The following is a 17,896-nucleotide window of genomic DNA, read 5'->3' as shown; positions in this document are numbered from 1 at the left end:
CTATTGATTAAAACTCGACCTGAGAAAAGAAGCCGATGATGTGTTGAGAGTATTCGATGTCAGAAACGTTCGAGCTTTTGTCTTCGTATTCATAACGAGCGCCAAAGCTAAACTGGCGACTAAATTGGTAGCGAAGTTTAAACAGTAAGGTGGTGAGATCATCCTCGCGACCATCGTAGCCCCCACCGTTGAAGTCATCCCCTTCCCAAGAGGCGCCGACGGTAGAGATTAGGCGATCGCGCCACTGTTGCGCCCATGCAAGGCCGAAATACGTTTCATCGGTGTAGCCACCATATTGATCTGGGTCTTCGGCGGATTGAGAAGTCCTTAACTTGAACTTGGTTTGTTGTTTAGGTTGCCAAGTTAAGTTTGCGCGCCAACTTAAGCCTGAAAAGTCTTCAAAACTGTTGTCGTCGAAGTCTTTAGTTTGATAGCCGATAGAGGCTTCACCTTGGGTTTTCCCAGTGAGCTGCCAAAGGGCACCGACGGCGTAGTAATCAGAGATATTGTCGCGTTTGGCAAGCTCGCGTGCGGCGTAGTCAAATTGTTTATCTTCACGCTGCACACTAATAAACGCCTGCGCACCAGATTTGATGCGGTAGAGGAAGCGGCCGCCATAACTGATGAGCTCATAGTCGTTGTATTTTGTTCCTGTATCGCTATCGATGGTGCGGTAGTTTTGATATTCGCGAGTTTCTAATCCCGCGTGGAGCTTTATCTGTCCTTTGGCTTGCTTAGCACCAAAGGTGTAGTCGGCTAAGAACTGCTGTTGCTGATACTCGATCGTATCGTTAACCAGTCGACTGATCCCTTCAGTCAGCCCTTGACCACGCTCTTCATGGGTGTCATAAAAACCGTAAATCAGGTTAAGACGATGGCGAATGTTGAATTGCAGTGCACCGTTGAGTTCAAGGTACTGGTCAAAGTAGTTGTCATCTGAACTATCAAAGTAGTAGCCTCCATCAGCGATATATAAGGCACTCAAGCGGCTTTCACCTGTGCGGTAGGTGTAGTCGACACCTGGAGTTACCGTAACGAATCCAGAGTCGATTTCGTTGTCATTGGCATGGGTCACGTTGCTGTTATACCCCAGCTCAGCGTCAACGAAAGGAGAAAACCCCTGCGCGTCATCTTTATCAAACTGATAATTAAATGGTCTTGCTAACACACTGCCACTCACTAGCGTGCTGAGTATGAGTAGAGCGCATTTTGACTTGTTCAGTAATGTTACTTGCATGCCAACCACCTTGTTGATCAATAGGCGTTCTTGCCGGTAAAGCCTTTGAATACAGTGAGAAAGACAATCTTGATGTCCATCCAAACTGACCATTCGCGGATATAGGCCAAATCAAACTCGACGCGCTTTTCCATTTTATCGAGCGTGTCGGTTTCGCCGCGATAGCCATTAATTTGTGCCCAGCCAGTGATCCCTGGCTTTACTTTGTGACGCAGCATGTAGCGGTCGACGATTTGACGATACTCTTCATTGTGAGAAACCGCGTGTGGACGAGGGCCGACGATAGACATAGACCCCTGTAACACATTGAAAAACTGAGGAAGTTCATCAAGAGATGTGCGGCGGATAAAGCGGCCAACGGGCGTGATGCGCGGATCGTTTTTTGTGGCCTGTTTGACATCGCTACCTTGCTCCATCGTGGTCATAGAGCGAAATTTCCAAACTTTAATTTTACGCCCATCGAGTCCGTAACGATGTTGCTTAAAGATCACTGGGCCTGGAGAAGTGAGTTTCACCGCTAAAGCGACAACCAATAACACCGGAGAGATAAGTACGAGAATGAGTGATGTCAGAATGATGTCTTCTAAGCGTTTAACCCAAGATGAGATGCCCACAAACGGCGTATCAAAAACACTCAGTGTTTGGACATTGCCGATTTGATCCCAGCGTGAGTGCAGCAGGTTATAGGTAAAGAAATCAGGAACAAGATAGGTGTTTGCGGTGGTGTCAGAGAATTGGTTTAAAAACTTGGCAATACGTTCATTGGCGTGCATCGGCATCGCAATGTAGACGTAATCAATATCGCCGGATTTAGCCAGTTCGAGTGCCTCTTCGACATTGCCATAGATACGATAATTTGACTCGACTTGGGTGCGATCTTTCTGTCTCTCATCGTAGAAGCCTTCGAAAATCACCCCATGATGGGTGTGTGACTCGAGCTCTTGTGCCAGTGCAACGCCTTGTTGTGTGTGTCCGACGATAATCGCTCGGCGGGCATTGAAGCCTCGCTTACGAGCCGATTGCAAAAACAATCTCAGTGCCACACGCCAAAACATTAATAGAACTGGTGTTAGAACAAACCAACCGCCAAGTACAATACGTGAAAAGCTCTCACTGGATTTGGTGAAATAGAGCACGGTCATGATGGTCACAGCCGCAACAAACCAACACAGCTGAGTGTTAAATATGTGCGCTTTGAGTGTCGTCGTTCGCCAAGAGCGGTAGAGATGACTACTTTCAGCCACCAAAAAGTAGGTTAAAGTGCCAAGCGCACCAAGTAACACATAGTCTTTACTGAAGGCAGAGAGATAGACCTCGTTGAGGAAAAAGAGCGTGCACAGGACCAGCACAATGTCGATCACCCTGTAGACAAAGGCAAAACCTGTTTCATGAGATCGAATGAGTCCTTTATGGTGTTTGTTCATCACTTAAGTCCATTTAAGTTTGTGTTGAGCCTGGGTACGCTACCGCCCTAGGTATCACCCCAAAACACTTGAGTTAACCAAGTTAAGTTGGCATTGCGGCACGTGGACAGCGAGATCACGACACACAATAACTAATGGATAAAGTCTATTGGTTTGTTGCAAAGTGGGCAGGCGATTAAAGACTGAAATTTACACCTAAGTGCTAGTGAGCAAATCCGTAGATATTTAATACTCGTAAATTTCGCGTCTAATAAAGTACTAATGAAAGATGATAAATAGGGGAACTAAGGTTTAGTTTCAGTTTGCTGGTCTAATGAGAAAGGGGTGTAAAACGATTTCAATCGGGTGAAATACACCAGTGAGTGAGAGCCAGATCTAACTATGCCTGCTTCTGGTTTGTAATCGAAGCAGGCATACAGTACCCAAGTGTAAGCGCGCTAGATAGTCGCTTTGTTGCGTAACCTATACGGAGTTAGTCGTAGATAGTCGGGATTGGCAGGCGTTTATGCTGAGTGACTTGATAAATACGAATAAGCGCTGCTTTGGCTTCTGCATCGACCGGTTTGCCTTCTAGGAAGTCATCAATTTGGTCATAGCTTAGGTTGAGAGCATCTTCATCCGCCTTTTGTGGGCTGAGCTCTTCAAGGTCTGCCGTTGGCGTTTTTTTCACTAGTAACTCTGGTGCACCCAATTGCTTTGCAAGCTGGCGCACTTGACGTTTGCTTAAGCCAAATAGAGGGGCGAGGTCACACGCACCATCACCAAACTTTGTGTAGAAACCGGTGATGTTCTCCGCGGAGTGGTCTGTGCCAAGCACTAAACCACCCACAAAGCCCGCGATCTCATATTGTGCAACCATACGGGCGCGTGCTTTGACATTACCTTTTACAAAATCAATTTTTGCAGGGTCTTGCGGGATTAACCCCGTACCTTCTAAAGCGATATTGCTGGCTGCGTGTAGGCCATCCACACCGGATTTAATGTTCACTGACACTGAATGAGTCGGCTCAATGAAGCTAAGCGCTAATTGGGCTTCGTCTTCGTCTTTTTGTTCCCCATAAGGCAGTCGTACCGCAATAAACTGATAAGCATCCGTTGCTTGTTCTTCATTCAATTGATTAACGGCTAACTGAGCAAGGCGACCACATGTGGTTGAATCAACACCACCACTGATACCAAGTACCAGTGCTTTACAGCCTGATTCAGTCAGTTTGCTCTTAATAAAATTAACGCGGCGTGTAATCTCAAAATCAACATCGATTTGAGGTAAAACACGCATTTCATCGCGAATCTGTTGTTCCATGGTTCTTCCCTTGATTCTTGCAAGCAGATACCCGAAATGCGGCACATCGCAGTACCTTGTCTCGGGTAAAAAATATCTTCTGGTATGATAAGCGATATTGATATCTTAAGTCACCCGATGCAGACGAACTTGATGGCCGTTTGCTGTGAATTGTTCATACGAGTAGATTGTTGGTCAGGAAGATGCAAAAATCTCTCCAATCAATGATGTGATGTCTAATCAATAACGAATCGAGCCCATGAAACAGAAAGTCGCCATCTTTGGCAGTGCATTTAACCCACCGAGTCTTGGACATAAAAGTGTGATCGATTCACTCATGCACTTTGATCAAGTGTGGCTGTTACCCAGCATTGCACATGCATGGGGCAAATCGATGCTCGCTTATGACCAACGTTGTGCATTAGTGGATGCGTTTATTGGTGATCTTGGCCATCAAAGTGTCAAGCGCTGCCAAATAGAGGAGCAGTTGCACAAACCAGGGGAGAGTGTCACCACTTATGCGGTGTTAGAGGCCTTATCTGAGCGTTATCCTGATTATGAGTTTACCTTCGTTATGGGGCCAGACAATCTGTTCAGTTTTGCACGCTTTTTTAACGCAGAAGAGATTGTTCAGCGATGGTCGGTGTTAGCGTGTCCGGAAAAGGTAAAAATACGCAGTACGGACATAAGAAATAATATTGAAAATAATCAAGATATTAGCCATCTGACCACACCAAACGTTGTAAAACTGCTAAAGAAAGTCACGTTTTAGTCGAAAAATAACTACAATCGTATTAACAAATCTGCGATATTTATTACGGTTATCGGCACCTGTATGGTTTAAATTGGTGCGTATTATTGATTTTGAGTCATCGATTATTATGAGATGACGTTGTTTTTGGGGTTTATATGCCAGCTGACAAAGCGGCCTGTTGGATTGCGCTTGGAATATGCACGCTCAGTATGACTGCGCGTGCTTGCGATCTTTTTGATAGCCCTACGTATTCTTCTAACGGTAGTGTCGACTCTGTTGTCGTGAACAGCAGCGGTTTTTGTTATTCAGTGCAAGAAAGTCTTAATTTTGTATCGGATACTTTTGCCAACTTGATGGTTTCTGAGAGCACCAATCAATTTGATCTCGATACCGAATATTGGGACCAGTGGTTGATAAAGAGTCAGTCTGACCCCTTCTTAACCCAACGTTTAGCGAATAACTATTTTGGCTTAGGTGTTTGGATGCCTTCTGAGCTGGAAGATGATGTTGATCAGATGTCTTATGACGAATGGTTACTCAGTCATGGTTTGCAGTTTAGTTTCGGAGTCGGAGATAAAAAAGCAGGAGAGCCAAGATTGCGCTTTGATTATCGTTGGCACGAAAAGCATCAAGGTGATTTCTTTATGCAGTTTGAGATTCCGATTAAATAGTCTTTGGTAGTCATTCTAATCACTGATAATGCCGACGCTGCCCTGAATTCGATACAGAGTGAACACCTAGCGCGAGTTAAGTTTTGCGACTGCCTTAGCTAGATACTGAGTTAAGCTCAGCATGACAACTTTTTGAGTCAATATATGTAGAAAACCCGCAACCAGCGTAGACTGATTGCGGGTTTTTATGTCTTAAGTGAGGCCAAATAGATTAGCGACGAAAATCGATCGCTTTCTCACCTTCTAAATGAATCTTAGTGGTTGCGGGCTGCGTTTCAGCAATTACTTTACCCGCGCGGATAGAGTAGCGAACAGGCACTTGACGGCGAACCGCATCAAAGCCATTTTCTGCTGGCAAGATCAGAAGATTACCTGGCTTACCGACCTCAATACCATGCTGATTTTGCAGGTTCATCGCTTTGGCTGAGTTATCACTGATCAGTGCTAGGCTTTGATTGATTTGATCATAGCCCATCACTTGCGTCACATGCAGACCCATGTGCAATACCTGTAACATGTTGGCTGTGCCGAGAGGATACCAAGGGTCAAACACATCATCATGACCAAAGCAGACATTGATATCTGCGGCTAGCATCTCTTTCACTCGGGTGATACCACGGCGTTTTGGGTAGTCATCGAAGCGACCTTGCAGGTGCGTGTTCACCAGCGGGTTAGCCACAAAGCTGATGCCTGACATTTTAAGCAGGCGGAACAGACGAGAAGCATAAGCGCCATTATATGAACCCATCGCTGTCGTATGGCTAGCAGTGACTTTATCACCCATCTCATACTTGTGCGCAAGTGCGGCAAGTGTCTCAACAAAGCGTGACTGCTCATCATCAATTTCATCACAGTGCACGTCAATCAAACAGTCGTACTTACGTGCAATATCGAAGGCGATATGCAGAGACTCAACACCGTATTCACGAGTGAATTCAAAGTGAGGAATCGCACCTACAACGTCAGCGCCCAGTTGTACCGCTTCTTCCAATAGCGCTTTGCCATTCGGATAAGAGAGAATGCCCTCTTGTGGAAAGGCGACAATTTGAATGTCTACCCACTCTTTCATCTCTTCACGTACTTCAACCATCGCTTTTAGCGCTGTCAGCGTCGGGTCAGAGACATCTACGTGAGTACGGACGTGTTGGATGCCGTTGGCAATCTGCCACTCTAGAGTTTGTTTAGCGCGTTGTTTGACATCTTCAATCGAGAGCATCGCTTTACGCTCCGCCCAGCGCTCAATCCCTTCAAACAGCGTACCTGAGATGTTCCAGCTCGGCTCACCGGCAGTTTGCGTGGTGTCGAGGTGGATGTGCGGCTCACAAAAAGGGGCGACAGCCAAGCCACCATCAGCATCGATCAGAGTTGACTGCGGGTCGATTGTATTATCATTGTCACGAATTTGGCTGAATGTGCCTTGTTCAATCACAATCTGGTGCAAGCCTTCACGATCTTGAAGGCGTGCGTTTTTTATAATCATGGATGGCATGAAATGACCTTATTGAGCTGTTTGCGCAACAGCTGCGTTTTTATTAAGTAACGGGTTAAGCACAAGATACACGATTGCACCGCCAAGTACCGCGTTTAGTGGAACAATACCTGGCAGGAAGTGTCCTGCTGCAACACCGAGTGCTACAGCAATGATAGCAGCCCAGTTTACGCTCTTAAATTGAGTCTTCTCGAAATTTGCATAGCGCTTACGATTAACAAAGAAATCCGCAATGATGACACCACCAATCGGCGGAATCGCTAGCGACAAGAAGGTCAGCCAGCCAACGAAGTTGTTATACAGCCATAATGCACACAATGTACCAACCAAGCCATTGACCATTGAGATGTATTTACTTGGTAAGCCAGTAATGTTGGAGAAACCTAACCCAGAGGCATAGAGCGCATTGTCGTTAGTAGTCCAAATATTGAGGCCAAGTACGATAATCGCAGGGATCAGCAAGCCTTGAGCAATCATCACTTGTGAAATGTCTGATTCACCCGTTACCGCAGCGCCCGCCGCGCCAAAAATGAACATTAACGAGTTACCGATAAAGAAAGCGATCATGGTTACTGCAACCGCTGAAGCCGGTTTTTTACCAAAACGTACAAAATCAGCCGTCAGTGTGCCAGCAGAGACAAAAGAGCCCACCACCATCGCCAGCGCGATAGAGAAATCTAGCGGCTCTTTCGGTTCAATGGCTTTAAGCGCTTCAATACCGCCGGCACTTTCCACGGCTTGAAATACCGAGAAACCACCCAGCGCGGCAATGGCTGGAACAGCAATCGCAGAAAGTACCATCAGAGCCGCAATACCAAAGTAGACGGTTGCAGTCATCAGTAAGCCAGAGACTAAAATCAGAATGTTAGTATCAATACCCGTTGCGTGGTGAACTGGAATGGCAAACATGGCAACGCCAACACCGAACCAACCGACCTGAGTGCCGCCAAGCAGTGCGGAAGGAAGCCAAGATCCTTTAGAACCAAAAGAGAAGCGAGCAAGAAGATGAGTGGAGAGGCCAGTAGAAGCGCCGATGTAGCCAAGAAAAGAAGTGTAGATACCGAGAAGAAGGTTACCGATTAATACGGCCCAGAAGAAATCATCGAAACTTAGCCCTGCACCAAGCGAACCTCCTGTCCACATGCTTGCTGAAAAGAAGGTCAATCCCAGCATCACCATAGTGAGTGATGCGACACCTTTACGCGCCGATTTAGGAACCGGACCCAAACTGTAGTTGTTATCAGCAGCCAAAATACACTCCAAATAGATTCGTTTATGCTCTCACTCATTGAAGTTTCCAAGGTGTTACGACACACTTGCGATTACTTCAAGTTGCTTCGAGCCATTGATGAAAATTTCGCCCAAAAGACGGATAAACGGGCGGTATTATGGTTAAATTGAAGCGTGAGTCAATGTGAAAATGTGAAGTAAAACGATTGCTTTGCAGTTAGGTGATAACATTGCCATTAAAAACAGTGAATTATAAATTCATAGTTGGATAAAAAAGTTGTACTTTGAAACAAGCCTCACATGGGTTATATAACAATTAAGGATAGTTGCAATGACATTTTCAGTTTGGTTGTCATTATTTACAGTTTGCCTGCTAGGAGCGATGTCTCCGGGGCCAAGTTTGGCGATGGTGGCGAAACACAGCCTTGCAGGGGGAAGAGCCAATGGGCTTGCCACGGCATGGGCACATGCGATAGGTATCGGGTTTTATGCATTTATAACGATAACCGGTTTGAGTGTTTTGCTGGTGCAGGCACCGATGGTGTTTAAGGGTATTACCTTGTTAGGGGCACTTTATCTGGCCTATTTAGGTTGGAATGCCTTGCGCTCAAAAGGCGGTGTGGTTGAAAAACTGGAAAAAGGCGAGCAAGCCTCTTTGCTGCAAGCGGCGAAAGAAGGGCTGATGATCTCACTGCTTAGCCCGAAAATTATGGTGTTTTTTACCGCACTGTTCAGTCAGTTTGTCGCGATTGCTGACTCATTATCGAATCAGGTCGTGATCATCGCAACGCCGCTGCTAGTAGACGGTCTCTGGTATAGCCTGATCACCTTGCTTCTTTCCAGTCCGCTATTTATTGAAAAGATTCGCTCCAAGGCGTTATTGATTGATAAACTGACCGGCATCGTACTTATCGCATTAGCGATTCGAGTGCTGGTCACGCTATAACAAAAACTAACTCCTCAGCCACATCAACAAACACAAGGAAGAGTGATGATTCGCTTAGCTGTTATTGGAACAAACTGGATTTCCGATCAATTTGTCGCTGCTGCATTAAAAACTGGCGAATATGCCTTAACTGCGGTCTACTCGCGTCGCCAAGAAAACGCACTGGCTTTTGGCGACAAGTATCAAGTTGAACACTACTTTGATGACCTAGACGAGCTTGCTCAATGCGAGGTGGTTGATGCCGTGTATATTGCCAGTCCGAACTCATTGCATGGTCCGCAAGCCATTCAAATGATGCAAGCGGGAAAGCATGTGATTGTTGAAAAACCGATGGCCTCGAATGTGGCACTCGCCACACGCATGTTTGAGATCGCCCGACAGCACAACGTGGTGCTGTTTGAGGCTTTTATGTCGCCTCACACCCCAAATTTCAAAGTGGCGCGTCAAGCAATGCAAGACATTGGCCGCATACGCCTTGCGCATATTAGTTACTGCCAATACTCATCGCGTTATCAAAAATACCTCAATGGCGAGCAGCCAAACACCTTTAATCCTGCGTTTTCTAATGGCTCGATTATGGATATCGGCTTCTACTGTGTTGGCGCAGCAGTGGAATTATTTGGCGCACCTGATAGTATTCACGCCAGCGCACACCGACTGGAGTCAGGCGTCGATGGTAGCGGAAATGTGATTTTGTCCTATCCTAACTTCAACGTTGTGCTTTCTCACTCCAAAACCAGCAGCAGTGCTTTACCAAGCGAAATTCAAGGTGAAGATGGTAGCGTGCTGGTGGACATGATCTCTTATGGAGAGCGAGTAGAGAAAATCAGTCGTGATGGTAAGCGTGAAGATTTAACCGTAGAGCAAGATAAGAATCCCATGCTTTATGAGGCCATCGAGTTTGCGCAGCAGGTGATGAACCAAAAGATGGTGCCTCACTGCACAAGGCGTTCACTTGAGGTAGCCCGAATTATTACAGAGATTCGCCGTCAAACGGGTATCGTATTTCCAGCAGACAGCGAATAGGCAAAGAGAAACAGAGATGCAAGCAGAAGTAAAATGGATTGAGGGCTTTAAGTTCCTTGGTCACTCTCAATCGGGTCATTCTGTCGTGATGGACGGCAATGGTGGTGCAACTGCGCCAAGCCCAATGGAAATGGTGCTTATGGCAGCCGGTGGCTGTAGCTCCGTAGACGTGGTTGACGGCTTGAAAACAGCCAACCAAAACGTCACCGAGTGTGTGGCGAGCTTGAGCACAGAGCGCCGCGAAACCGCGCCACGTATCTTTACCGCAGTGAATATTCACTTTGCCGTAAAAGGTGACAACCTAGATCCTGCGATCGTGGCAAAAGTCGCCGCGGACTCTTTGGATAAATACTGCTCAGTGTGTTTGATGTTGGGTGAAGGGGTTAATATGACCCACACTTGGGAGATCGTAGAGTAATTATGCAACAAAATGATTTTGAAGCACTGGTTAAGCACCTGTGCACATTAGTCGATCTTCCTTCGGCACTCGCTGCGCTGAAACAGGTGGAAGATGAAGAGGTATCATCTGCTGCAGAAGCTTTGACTGGGCAATTTGCACTTGCAGAGGCGGAAGGTGAAAAACGTATCTATCATGTGACCGTGCAAACGAATGAAGAAGGTGACGACGAAGAGTTCGTTGAGCATGTGATGAACGAAGGTGATGACATTGTTCGCTTCGTTGCCTGGTTTTTCGATAGCCAGTTCGATGTAAAAGTGAAAGATATCTACCAAATGGCGGGAAAAACATACCGTCAGCCAAAGCGTAGCTAGCTTTCAACTCACTTTTTGAAAAGAGAAGAAGACCTTGTGTCTTCTTTTTTTATTTAAAATCATCGCCTTAGTTTCTTTCCTGTGTCGTCATAGTACCTCTTCTAATGAAATTTAGTTACATAAAAACGAGCCGGTTATGAAATGTCACGCTTTTTGAATATGAAAATGTGATTTGCCTCTTGTTTTTGTCATTATTTAAGTTAATATAACCACAGTTTTGAAAGTTAATTACATTTTGCGAGAGGGCACTACCATGATGGGTCACAACGAATTAGGTTCAGCATACTTGGGTCAACTAATGGCAAAACAGATGATGGAAGAAGCGATGACGGGTAAAGTCAAAGCAAAGAAACCATCATTTCTTAAGCGTATGATCAAAAAAGTTGCTAAGTAATTGATGAAAAAATGAAAGAAAGTTACGAAACGAGGACAGTTTCTATTCACTTTCTTTTATTATTAAAGGATTCGAACCCCAAGCGTGAAAGCGCTTGGGGTTTTCTGCTTTTATGGGGCTTGCAATACACTTAATGCCTGTGAGGCACTAGTTGGTTGCGGTTGAATACCCCGGTAGCGGCGATACTCTTGCAGCAACTCCTCTGTTTCATCATCAAACAGATTACGGTTCTCAATCTCAGTCGAGACCTTTTCGGCAAACCAGGCTTCTTGATAAAAATCGAGATGGAAGTAGCACTCAATCAACAAGCAGGTTGGGATAGTTGCGACATCATCGATATACGGCAAAACAGTTTGAATCAGAATCGCTTTTGCCTCTTTATGCCGTTGCTGCTCTTTGCGCACGCCAATCAGAAACAGCTGCTTATATAAGTCCATCGAGCGACACTGTGTGGCAGATAAGCGTTGATAGGTAATATCAAAAATCTCTTGGATAGAGAGCACGAAGCTGTCGCGTTTTGAGCTGGCCAATATTTGAGTCAGCGCATTTTGTAAGCACTTGCCATAGACCAGCATCGAGCTGATCCAAGTCACATCAGCCACCGAGAGTGAGTTCGCATAAGCGCGGCCGATTTCCAGTAACACATCCCACTTGTTCAGTTCGGTCGCTAAACGGGCGGCTGCTATGGCTCTTGAACTGATGCTTGGTGTTTTATCAAAAGCCAATTTGGCGTAGTGGAAAGCCTCGTGAAAATTATTGCTTTCAGTATAAAACTGAGTGGCCAAATCCATTGCATGAATCGCCAATGGGTTGTCACGAATGTAATCTTCGATATCCAATAGTGCACGCGCTTTCTCTCCGTGCTGCGCTTGCAGTTGGGCTTTAGCGATGAGCTTTTGTACATGGACAGTTGTGGGTGAGTGCGACAGCCATTGGCTTAAACAATCCCAGCGCGCTTGCTTTATCAGGGTTTGCAACACGTACGATTCTGCCAAAATAGGTGTCGGAGCTTTTGCCACGATATTGACTAAGCCTAACTCATCAAAGCTCTCGACCTGCAGCAGAATATCTTCAAGCTTTCTCAATGCTGACTGATCGAGATACACCTGAACGAGGCGCTTAGCCAGATCGCTCGGCTGGAAGGGCTTTTTCATAAAGTGTGGCACATGCCCAGATAAGCCTGTAAGTACCGCTTCTTGACTGGTATCCCCTGACACTAACAGCAAACCGGTGCTGCGACTGATGAGCTTGCGACGATAGAAGATGCTCGCCAATTGGCTACCCGTCACTGATTTATCGAGATGGTAATCGAGAATGATAATGTCATAACGGTGCGCACCGACAGATTGCAGTGCGTCTTGATAATTGGTAGCCACGCTGACCTTAGTGACACCGATCTGTTTCAATTGCTGCTTGAACAGCAGTAGTGTGGTGTTGCAGTCATCCACGACAAGTACAGATAGGCGCGCTAAGGATTGGTTTTTATTATTGTTTTTCACCAACACTTTGCCTCATTAAGTCCCTTTTTAACCAGTATAGGATACCAGGGTTGATATTTACCCCAACTATCAGCGAAAAAAATACCTGATTTCTCAGGTATTGTGATCTTGAATGTGATGAGTTTAACTCGCGCGGGAGTCGAGGTTGACGATATTGTCGGGCGGTGTTTGCGGTGTGTTATCTACCAAGTGCTTTTCAAGGTTATCAAAGCCTCCGACATATTGACCATCCAACCAGATTTGGGGCACGGTGACAGGGGTTTTCTCTCCAATGATCGCTTTGACTTCTGGAATCATGCGATACAGTGCCGCGCTGTCTTTCACCACATCATGATAGGTGTATTCTATCCCGGCCTCATCAAGCGCCTTTTTCGCTTTTACACAGTAAGGGCAGGTGGCTTTACCAAACACAACATTACCTTGAATTTCATCACGCTTGGTCCACTCTACAATCACAGATTGAACCAATACCCCACGATTTAATGCCTCGCCTTGGCTGATGATTTTGCCTTCCACCATGATAATCGGTGCATGCCAGCCACCAGCTTTAAGTGGCTCCCACCAATGCGACAACCAATCTTTGACCTCAAGTTCAATCGGAATGCCATCTAACTCAGTCTCAAAGGTATCTTGCAGAATGTCTTTGGTCAGTGTGCACTCGCCACATGGAATATTGACTTTGAATGGTCCCCAGCTTCCTGCCCAGCGGTAAAGCGTAATTTTGATTGGTGATGTCATGGCTCAATCCTTTTTATTCGTTTGTTAGAGTATAGGAAAGAAGTTGGGGGGGAATTCTTTCAAAAATAATTTTGGGAAAAGAAAGGTTGAAGGAAGAAGGTTGGAGGAGGGGGAATGAAAAAAGGCCGAGGGTTAACTCGGCCTTTGGATGGGATAATTAGTTATGTTCGGTGTTAGGACTGATTAGAAGTCGTAACGTACGCCTAGGCGTAGAGTGTCTTCAGCATCAACTAGTACATCATCACTATTTTCTACTTTATCAAGTTGGTTCATGTAGTAAGAAACGTACATACGGAAGTTGCTATTAAAGCGGTAGTAACCAGCAAGTTCAAAACCTTCTACGTCGTCATATTTAGCTGAACCTTTAGGGTCGTTCTCACGGTAAGTGTACATTGCTGCTAGAGTGAATTCTTTAGTGAATTTGTATGTTGCTGCAAGTTCGTATGCATCGAAGTCTTCGCTTTCATCAGAACCAGTAGAGTAAGTACCACCAACATAGAAGTTGTCGATAGAGTAACCCAGACCAATTAGAACTTGGTCTTGATCTTCATCAGCGTCAACGTCACCACCTGAGTATGCGATACCTGCGTCTAGACCGAATGGTGCAGAGTAAAGTGCAGCAAGGCTGTACTTGTCAGAATCTTTCTCAGAGTTCGCTTGGTAAGTTGCTTGGATTTCGACTGAGTCGAAACCACCGCGGTAAGCGATTACAGAGTCTTCTTTGTCGCTTGATGCGTCGATCGCTTGCTGAACACCAGAGAATTCGGTGATGTCCGTTAGGTCAGAAATGATAACAGAAGCGTGGTCTTGCTTACCGAAAGAGAATGCGCCAACTTCTGTGTCTAGACCAGCGTACATGTAACGTTGGCGGATGTTGTTTTCAGAAAAACGTTGCTCACCTTCGTAAACACCGAAAGCAGAAAGACCGTTAGTGATTTCAGTCTTACCTTTAAAGTTGAAACGCATACGTGATGCATCAGACATAGTACCGTCTACTTCTACACCATCAGCATCACCGATGAAATCGCCACGGAACTCAACACGACCGCCGATAGAAAGCTCAGTACCATCGTTGCTGTATACCGTTGCCGCTACAGTTGAAGTAGAAGCTAGTGCTAGTAGTAGTGCGCTTGCCACTGCTGAAGTTTTCATTGTCATTTACCTTTTTTAAGAGTGAGCTTACTTGCTCGAATTAACTTAACCCATTGAAATTCGGCTCGACCGTGAAAAATACGATTAGTTCAAATTTCTTCTGGTGCTGGCGACATAAGTTAGAGCTCACGCATGACAGTTTCATGGCTGCTTTATGACAGTTTGGTGGCATTTATATTTATGGAAAATGAATAACTTAGCGGAATTGGTGGGCTACAAATTGAGCGTTATAGCACGCTAATGTGGTCGGATTTGTTAGCGCAAAGCGAGATTGGACTCTCAACTCAATCTAAAAGTGTGATCTTCATCGCGTACGGTTTGTGCGCTATGTCAACTTAGTTCTAAATTGACAACTAGAAGGAGGTTTTTATATTTTTATAAGTGTTTGATTTTGTTGCTTTTAGGTTTTTTAGATTTCTGGTTTTGCTTCTTTTTGATCGTTTTATGGAACTTTTATGATGTTCGTGTGTAGAGTCGATGTCACTGGTTAATTGCCTTGGACATGTTGGCAATCACAAGATGGATTCTTGAGTAATTCAACGTGTTAGGTGTTTATCATTTCGCGAACTGGCATGAAGTGAAGGCGCTTTGCTCTCCTTTTTAGCGGACTGTCAGGGACCAAGTATTAAGATATGGACTTTAAAATGAACAAAAATATCCTTGCTATTGCAATCGCAGCTGCAACATTCGGCACACAAGCTGTTGCTGTTGAACTATACAACAACGACGGCACTACTTTCTCTATGGGCGGCCACGTTTCTGTAAACGTTAATGGTTCAGAGCGTGAAGAGAAGAGCAATGCTTACAATACTTCTGGCAACACAGAAGTTGGTGCTAATTCTCCACGTATTAACTTTACAGCTACTCAAGACCTAGGTAACGGTTACACAGTGGATGCGCGCGGTGAATGGGCTCTTAACTACCTAACTAATGGCGGCAACTCTTTCTCTACTCGTCTTGGTTACGTTGGTCTTACTCACGATGAAGTTGGTCGTTTTGTAGTTGGTACACAGTGGTCACCTTTCTACGACGTAGCTGGTCTTACTGATATGCCAATCGCTTTTGCGAACGATTTCCTATACCGTGGTACTCGTGGTGAAGATTTCGCGAAAACAGGTCAGACTCGTTCAGACCAAATGGTTTCTTACCGTAACGGTTTTGAGTTTGGTGAAGCTGGTGCACTAGACTTCGGTCTAGCTTGGCAAGGTAAAGCTGAAGCTGAGTTTGACTACGATGATCGTGTACAGTTAGCTCTTACTTACTCTATCGCAGGCGCTAAGTTAGGTTACGCATACAGCACTGGTGATGTAGAGACTGTATCTAAGAAAGATGCTCTAGATATCCATGCAGTATCAGCTTCTTACGGCTCTTACGGTAACGGTCTATACCTAGCAGGTGTATACCAAATGTCTGAAGAGAAGAACCTTCAAGACGTGGATGCATACGAGCTACTAGCTGCTTACGCACTTCCAAACAGCCTAAACTTCAGCATCAACTACGAAACAGTTGAAGTTCAAGACAAAGGTTATTCTAAAGAGACTGAGCGTGAAGAGTTAGCTCTTCAAGTTGAATACAATTTCGCTCCTAACATCGTTGGTTTCACTGGTTACCAGTTTGACCTAAATGATGATAAGTCTGGTCAATACTCTTCTAAGACTAACGACCAATGGACAATCGGTGCTCGTTTCTACCTATAATCAGGTAGCATAACGAATCGCAAGATTGTTTAAAAAACGGAGTGGGGAAACCTGCTCCGTTTTTGTTTGTTCTGGGAACGGAGAATTACTGCGAATGTCACAGCGAGTGTCATGCTGAATTTATTTCAGCATCTAGTTTGGGAGAGTGGTTTGGCTTTCGCGCGTGTTGTGAGTAGATCCTGAAATGAATTCAGGATGACCCAGATTTTGGTATTGACTCCGCAGCAAATGCTCACAAGACTCTGAACTCTGAACTCTGAACTCTGAACTCTGAACTCTGAACTCTGAACTCTGAACTCTGAACTCTGAACTCTGAACTCTGAACTCTGAACTCTGAACTCTGAACTCTGAACTCTGAACTCTGAACTCTGAACTCTGAACTCTGAACTCTGAACTCTCGATTCTCTCGCCTTCAAGCGAAGCGCCCTCCAACCATCGCACGACCATCTCCCAGAAAACCTTAACCCAAACTCCCCAAAATATTTCCAATTTCTGCCCACAACTTCACTGAAATGACACCAAAAATCATTAAACTACGCTTTCCACTTTTCATAAGGTAAGCCAAGGAAATGACATCAATTCGCTATGGAGAGCAGTTAATCCAGCCGAGTAAAATTCTCTGTGTGGGTCGCAACTATGTGGAGCACATCAAAGAGCTAGGCAATTCAATTCCCGATGAGATGGTGGTGTTTAGCAAGCCTTGCTCAGCGATCACTCAAGAGCTGCGTTCGTATCACCAAGAGCCGTTGCACTATGAAGCTGAAATCTGCTTTATGGTTCAAAACAAACAGCTTTCAGCGGTGGGTGTAGGCCTTGATCTCACCAAGCGCGAACTGCAAGCCAAACTTAAACACAAAGGCCTACCTTGGGAGCGCGCCAAAGCGTTTGACGGCTCTGCTGTGTTTAGTCGCTTTATCTCACTTGAAAATATCGATATCTCAGAGTTGAGCATCGAGCTATTCATCAACTGCGTTCGCGTTCAACGTGGCCACGTCAGTCAAATGCTCTACCCACCCCTGACGATTCTTTCTGAACTGCAAACCTACACCACACTACAAGACAACGATGTCATCATGACCGGCACCCCAAGCGGCGTTGGTGTGGTGCATGAGGGTGATGTGTTTTTAGTTCGCCTCAAGCAAGGGGATAAGACTTTGATTGAAACTGAGTGGGTGGCGAAATAAAACACGAGTACAGAGGGGATCACATTCGGCTTTTGTTGTTCGGATTGCTTCTTCTGTTGTCGGAATGATTGGGTTGGTTAGAGGCTCGAGGTTGAAGGTTAAAGGATCTCGCGTCTCAAGCTCGCAGGAAAACAATGCCATTTTGTTATCAAAGGCGATTCTGTATTCTCCTTCAACCTTCAACCTTCAACCTTCAACCTTCAATCTTCAATCCAACCTTTTCCAATCCACCCCTTGCGCATTTACGTATCTTTAACTAGCGTTTATTAACATAAAAATAACATCTTGTTTTGCACATTGATGTTGCTGTCACTGGGGTTTTGTTTTCGATGCACTTAGGGATATAGGGAACAAAGAGTAAGCATTGAACTCCTCATTGGCCTTTTTCCAATTGAATAATTG

Annotated in this window: 17 protein-coding genes; 9 read left to right on the top strand and 8 right to left on the bottom strand. The window is 45.3% G+C overall.

Going from position 1 to position 17,896, the window contains the following annotated elements:
* Positions 1-7 precede the first annotated feature (7 nt).
* The 3 genes from QWZ05_RS06405 to nadE all read right to left on the bottom strand — a co-directional run bounded on the left by QWZ05_RS06405 (position 8) and on the right by nadE (position 3,964).
* Positions 8-1,237, bottom strand: coding sequence for an outer membrane beta-barrel protein (locus QWZ05_RS06405; protein ID WP_290297364.1), 1,230 nt, complete (start codon positions 1,235-1,237; stop codon positions 8-10).
* 17 nt (positions 1,238-1,254) lie between these two features.
* On the bottom strand, positions 1,255-2,661 hold the full coding sequence (locus QWZ05_RS06400) for an undecaprenyl-phosphate glucose phosphotransferase (RefSeq protein WP_290297362.1): 1,407 nt from the start codon (positions 2,659-2,661) through the stop codon (positions 1,255-1,257).
* Positions 2,662-3,133: 472 nt separating this feature from the next.
* On the bottom strand, positions 3,134-3,964 hold the full coding sequence (gene nadE / locus QWZ05_RS06395) for an NAD(+) synthase (RefSeq protein WP_264876088.1): 831 nt from the start codon (positions 3,962-3,964) through the stop codon (positions 3,134-3,136).
* Between the two features lie 238 nt (positions 3,965-4,202).
* On the opposite strand from nadE, the gene QWZ05_RS06390 reads away from it, so the two are divergent.
* Positions 4,203-4,715 (top strand): nicotinate-nicotinamide nucleotide adenylyltransferase, encoded by a 513-nt coding sequence (locus tag QWZ05_RS06390; RefSeq protein ID WP_290297358.1) that lies wholly within the window; start codon positions 4,203-4,205, stop codon positions 4,713-4,715.
* A 137-nt stretch (positions 4,716-4,852) separates the two neighbouring features.
* Complete coding sequence (locus QWZ05_RS06385) at positions 4,853-5,368, top strand: hypothetical protein (RefSeq protein ID WP_290297356.1); 516 nt, start codon at positions 4,853-4,855, stop codon at positions 5,366-5,368.
* A 211-nt stretch (positions 5,369-5,579) separates the two neighbouring features.
* Here the strand turns inward: QWZ05_RS06385 and QWZ05_RS06380 are convergent, their stop codons facing one another.
* Both QWZ05_RS06380 and codB read right to left on the bottom strand, forming a co-directional pair.
* The gene (locus QWZ05_RS06380) at positions 5,580-6,857 is read right to left on the bottom strand and encodes a cytosine deaminase (RefSeq protein ID WP_264876085.1); all 1,278 of its coding nucleotides are present in this window, start codon (positions 6,855-6,857) and stop codon (positions 5,580-5,582) included.
* Positions 6,858-6,866: 9 nt separating this feature from the next.
* On the bottom strand, positions 6,867-8,108 hold the full coding sequence (gene codB, locus QWZ05_RS06375) for a cytosine permease (RefSeq protein ID WP_290297353.1): 1,242 nt from the start codon (positions 8,106-8,108) through the stop codon (positions 6,867-6,869).
* Between the two features lie 310 nt (positions 8,109-8,418).
* Between codB and QWZ05_RS06370 the strand changes: the two genes are divergently transcribed.
* From QWZ05_RS06370 to QWZ05_RS06350, 5 genes are all read left to right on the top strand, one after another.
* Positions 8,419-9,033 carry a LysE family translocator gene (locus QWZ05_RS06370; RefSeq protein ID WP_290297352.1) on the top strand — a complete coding sequence of 205 codons (615 nt, stop codon included), beginning with the start codon at positions 8,419-8,421 and terminating at the stop codon, positions 9,031-9,033.
* A gap of 45 nt (positions 9,034-9,078) precedes the next feature.
* Positions 9,079-10,059: a Gfo/Idh/MocA family protein gene (locus QWZ05_RS06365; RefSeq protein ID WP_290297350.1), complete on the top strand. Its 981-nt coding sequence runs from the start codon at positions 9,079-9,081 to the stop codon at positions 10,057-10,059.
* 16 nt (positions 10,060-10,075) lie between these two features.
* Positions 10,076-10,477, top strand: a complete 402-nt coding sequence (locus QWZ05_RS06360) for an OsmC family protein (protein WP_290297348.1) — start codon at positions 10,076-10,078, stop codon at positions 10,475-10,477.
* A 2-nt stretch (positions 10,478-10,479) separates the two neighbouring features.
* The gene (locus QWZ05_RS06355; protein ID WP_290297346.1) at positions 10,480-10,830 is read left to right on the top strand and encodes a hypothetical protein; all 351 of its coding nucleotides are present in this window, start codon (positions 10,480-10,482) and stop codon (positions 10,828-10,830) included.
* Positions 10,831-11,083: 253 nt separating this feature from the next.
* A complete protein-coding gene (locus tag QWZ05_RS06350) occupies positions 11,084-11,224 on the top strand; it encodes a hypothetical protein (protein ID WP_264876254.1) in 141 nt (46 codons plus the stop codon).
* 110 nt (positions 11,225-11,334) lie between these two features.
* Here QWZ05_RS06350 and QWZ05_RS06345 read toward each other — a convergent pair whose 3' ends face one another.
* From QWZ05_RS06345 to QWZ05_RS06335, 3 genes are all read right to left on the bottom strand, one after another.
* Positions 11,335-12,723, bottom strand: a complete 1,389-nt coding sequence (locus QWZ05_RS06345; RefSeq protein ID WP_290297344.1) for a response regulator — start codon at positions 12,721-12,723, stop codon at positions 11,335-11,337.
* Between the two features lie 123 nt (positions 12,724-12,846).
* Positions 12,847-13,461, bottom strand: a complete 615-nt coding sequence (locus QWZ05_RS06340) for a glutaredoxin family protein (protein ID WP_290297342.1) — start codon at positions 13,459-13,461, stop codon at positions 12,847-12,849.
* A gap of 183 nt (positions 13,462-13,644) precedes the next feature.
* Entirely contained in the window at positions 13,645-14,613 is a 969-nt protein-coding gene (locus tag QWZ05_RS06335) for a porin (protein WP_290297340.1), read from the bottom strand.
* 644 nt (positions 14,614-15,257) lie between these two features.
* Between QWZ05_RS06335 and QWZ05_RS06330 the strand changes: the two genes are divergently transcribed.
* Both QWZ05_RS06330 and QWZ05_RS06325 read left to right on the top strand, forming a co-directional pair.
* On the top strand, positions 15,258-16,310 hold the full coding sequence (locus QWZ05_RS06330) for a porin (RefSeq protein WP_290297338.1): 1,053 nt from the start codon (positions 15,258-15,260) through the stop codon (positions 16,308-16,310).
* Between the two features lie 569 nt (positions 16,311-16,879).
* On the top strand, positions 16,880-17,494 hold the full coding sequence (locus tag QWZ05_RS06325) for a fumarylacetoacetate hydrolase family protein (protein ID WP_290297336.1): 615 nt from the start codon (positions 16,880-16,882) through the stop codon (positions 17,492-17,494).
* The last annotated feature ends 402 nt before the right edge of the window (positions 17,495-17,896 follow it).

The organism is Vibrio agarivorans (assembly GCF_030409635.1).
Taxonomy (GTDB): domain Bacteria; phylum Pseudomonadota; class Gammaproteobacteria; order Enterobacterales; family Vibrionaceae; genus Vibrio; species Vibrio agarivorans.
The sequence above is the reverse complement of the archived record's forward strand: the minus strand, read 5'-3'. Positions and strand labels throughout refer to the sequence as shown.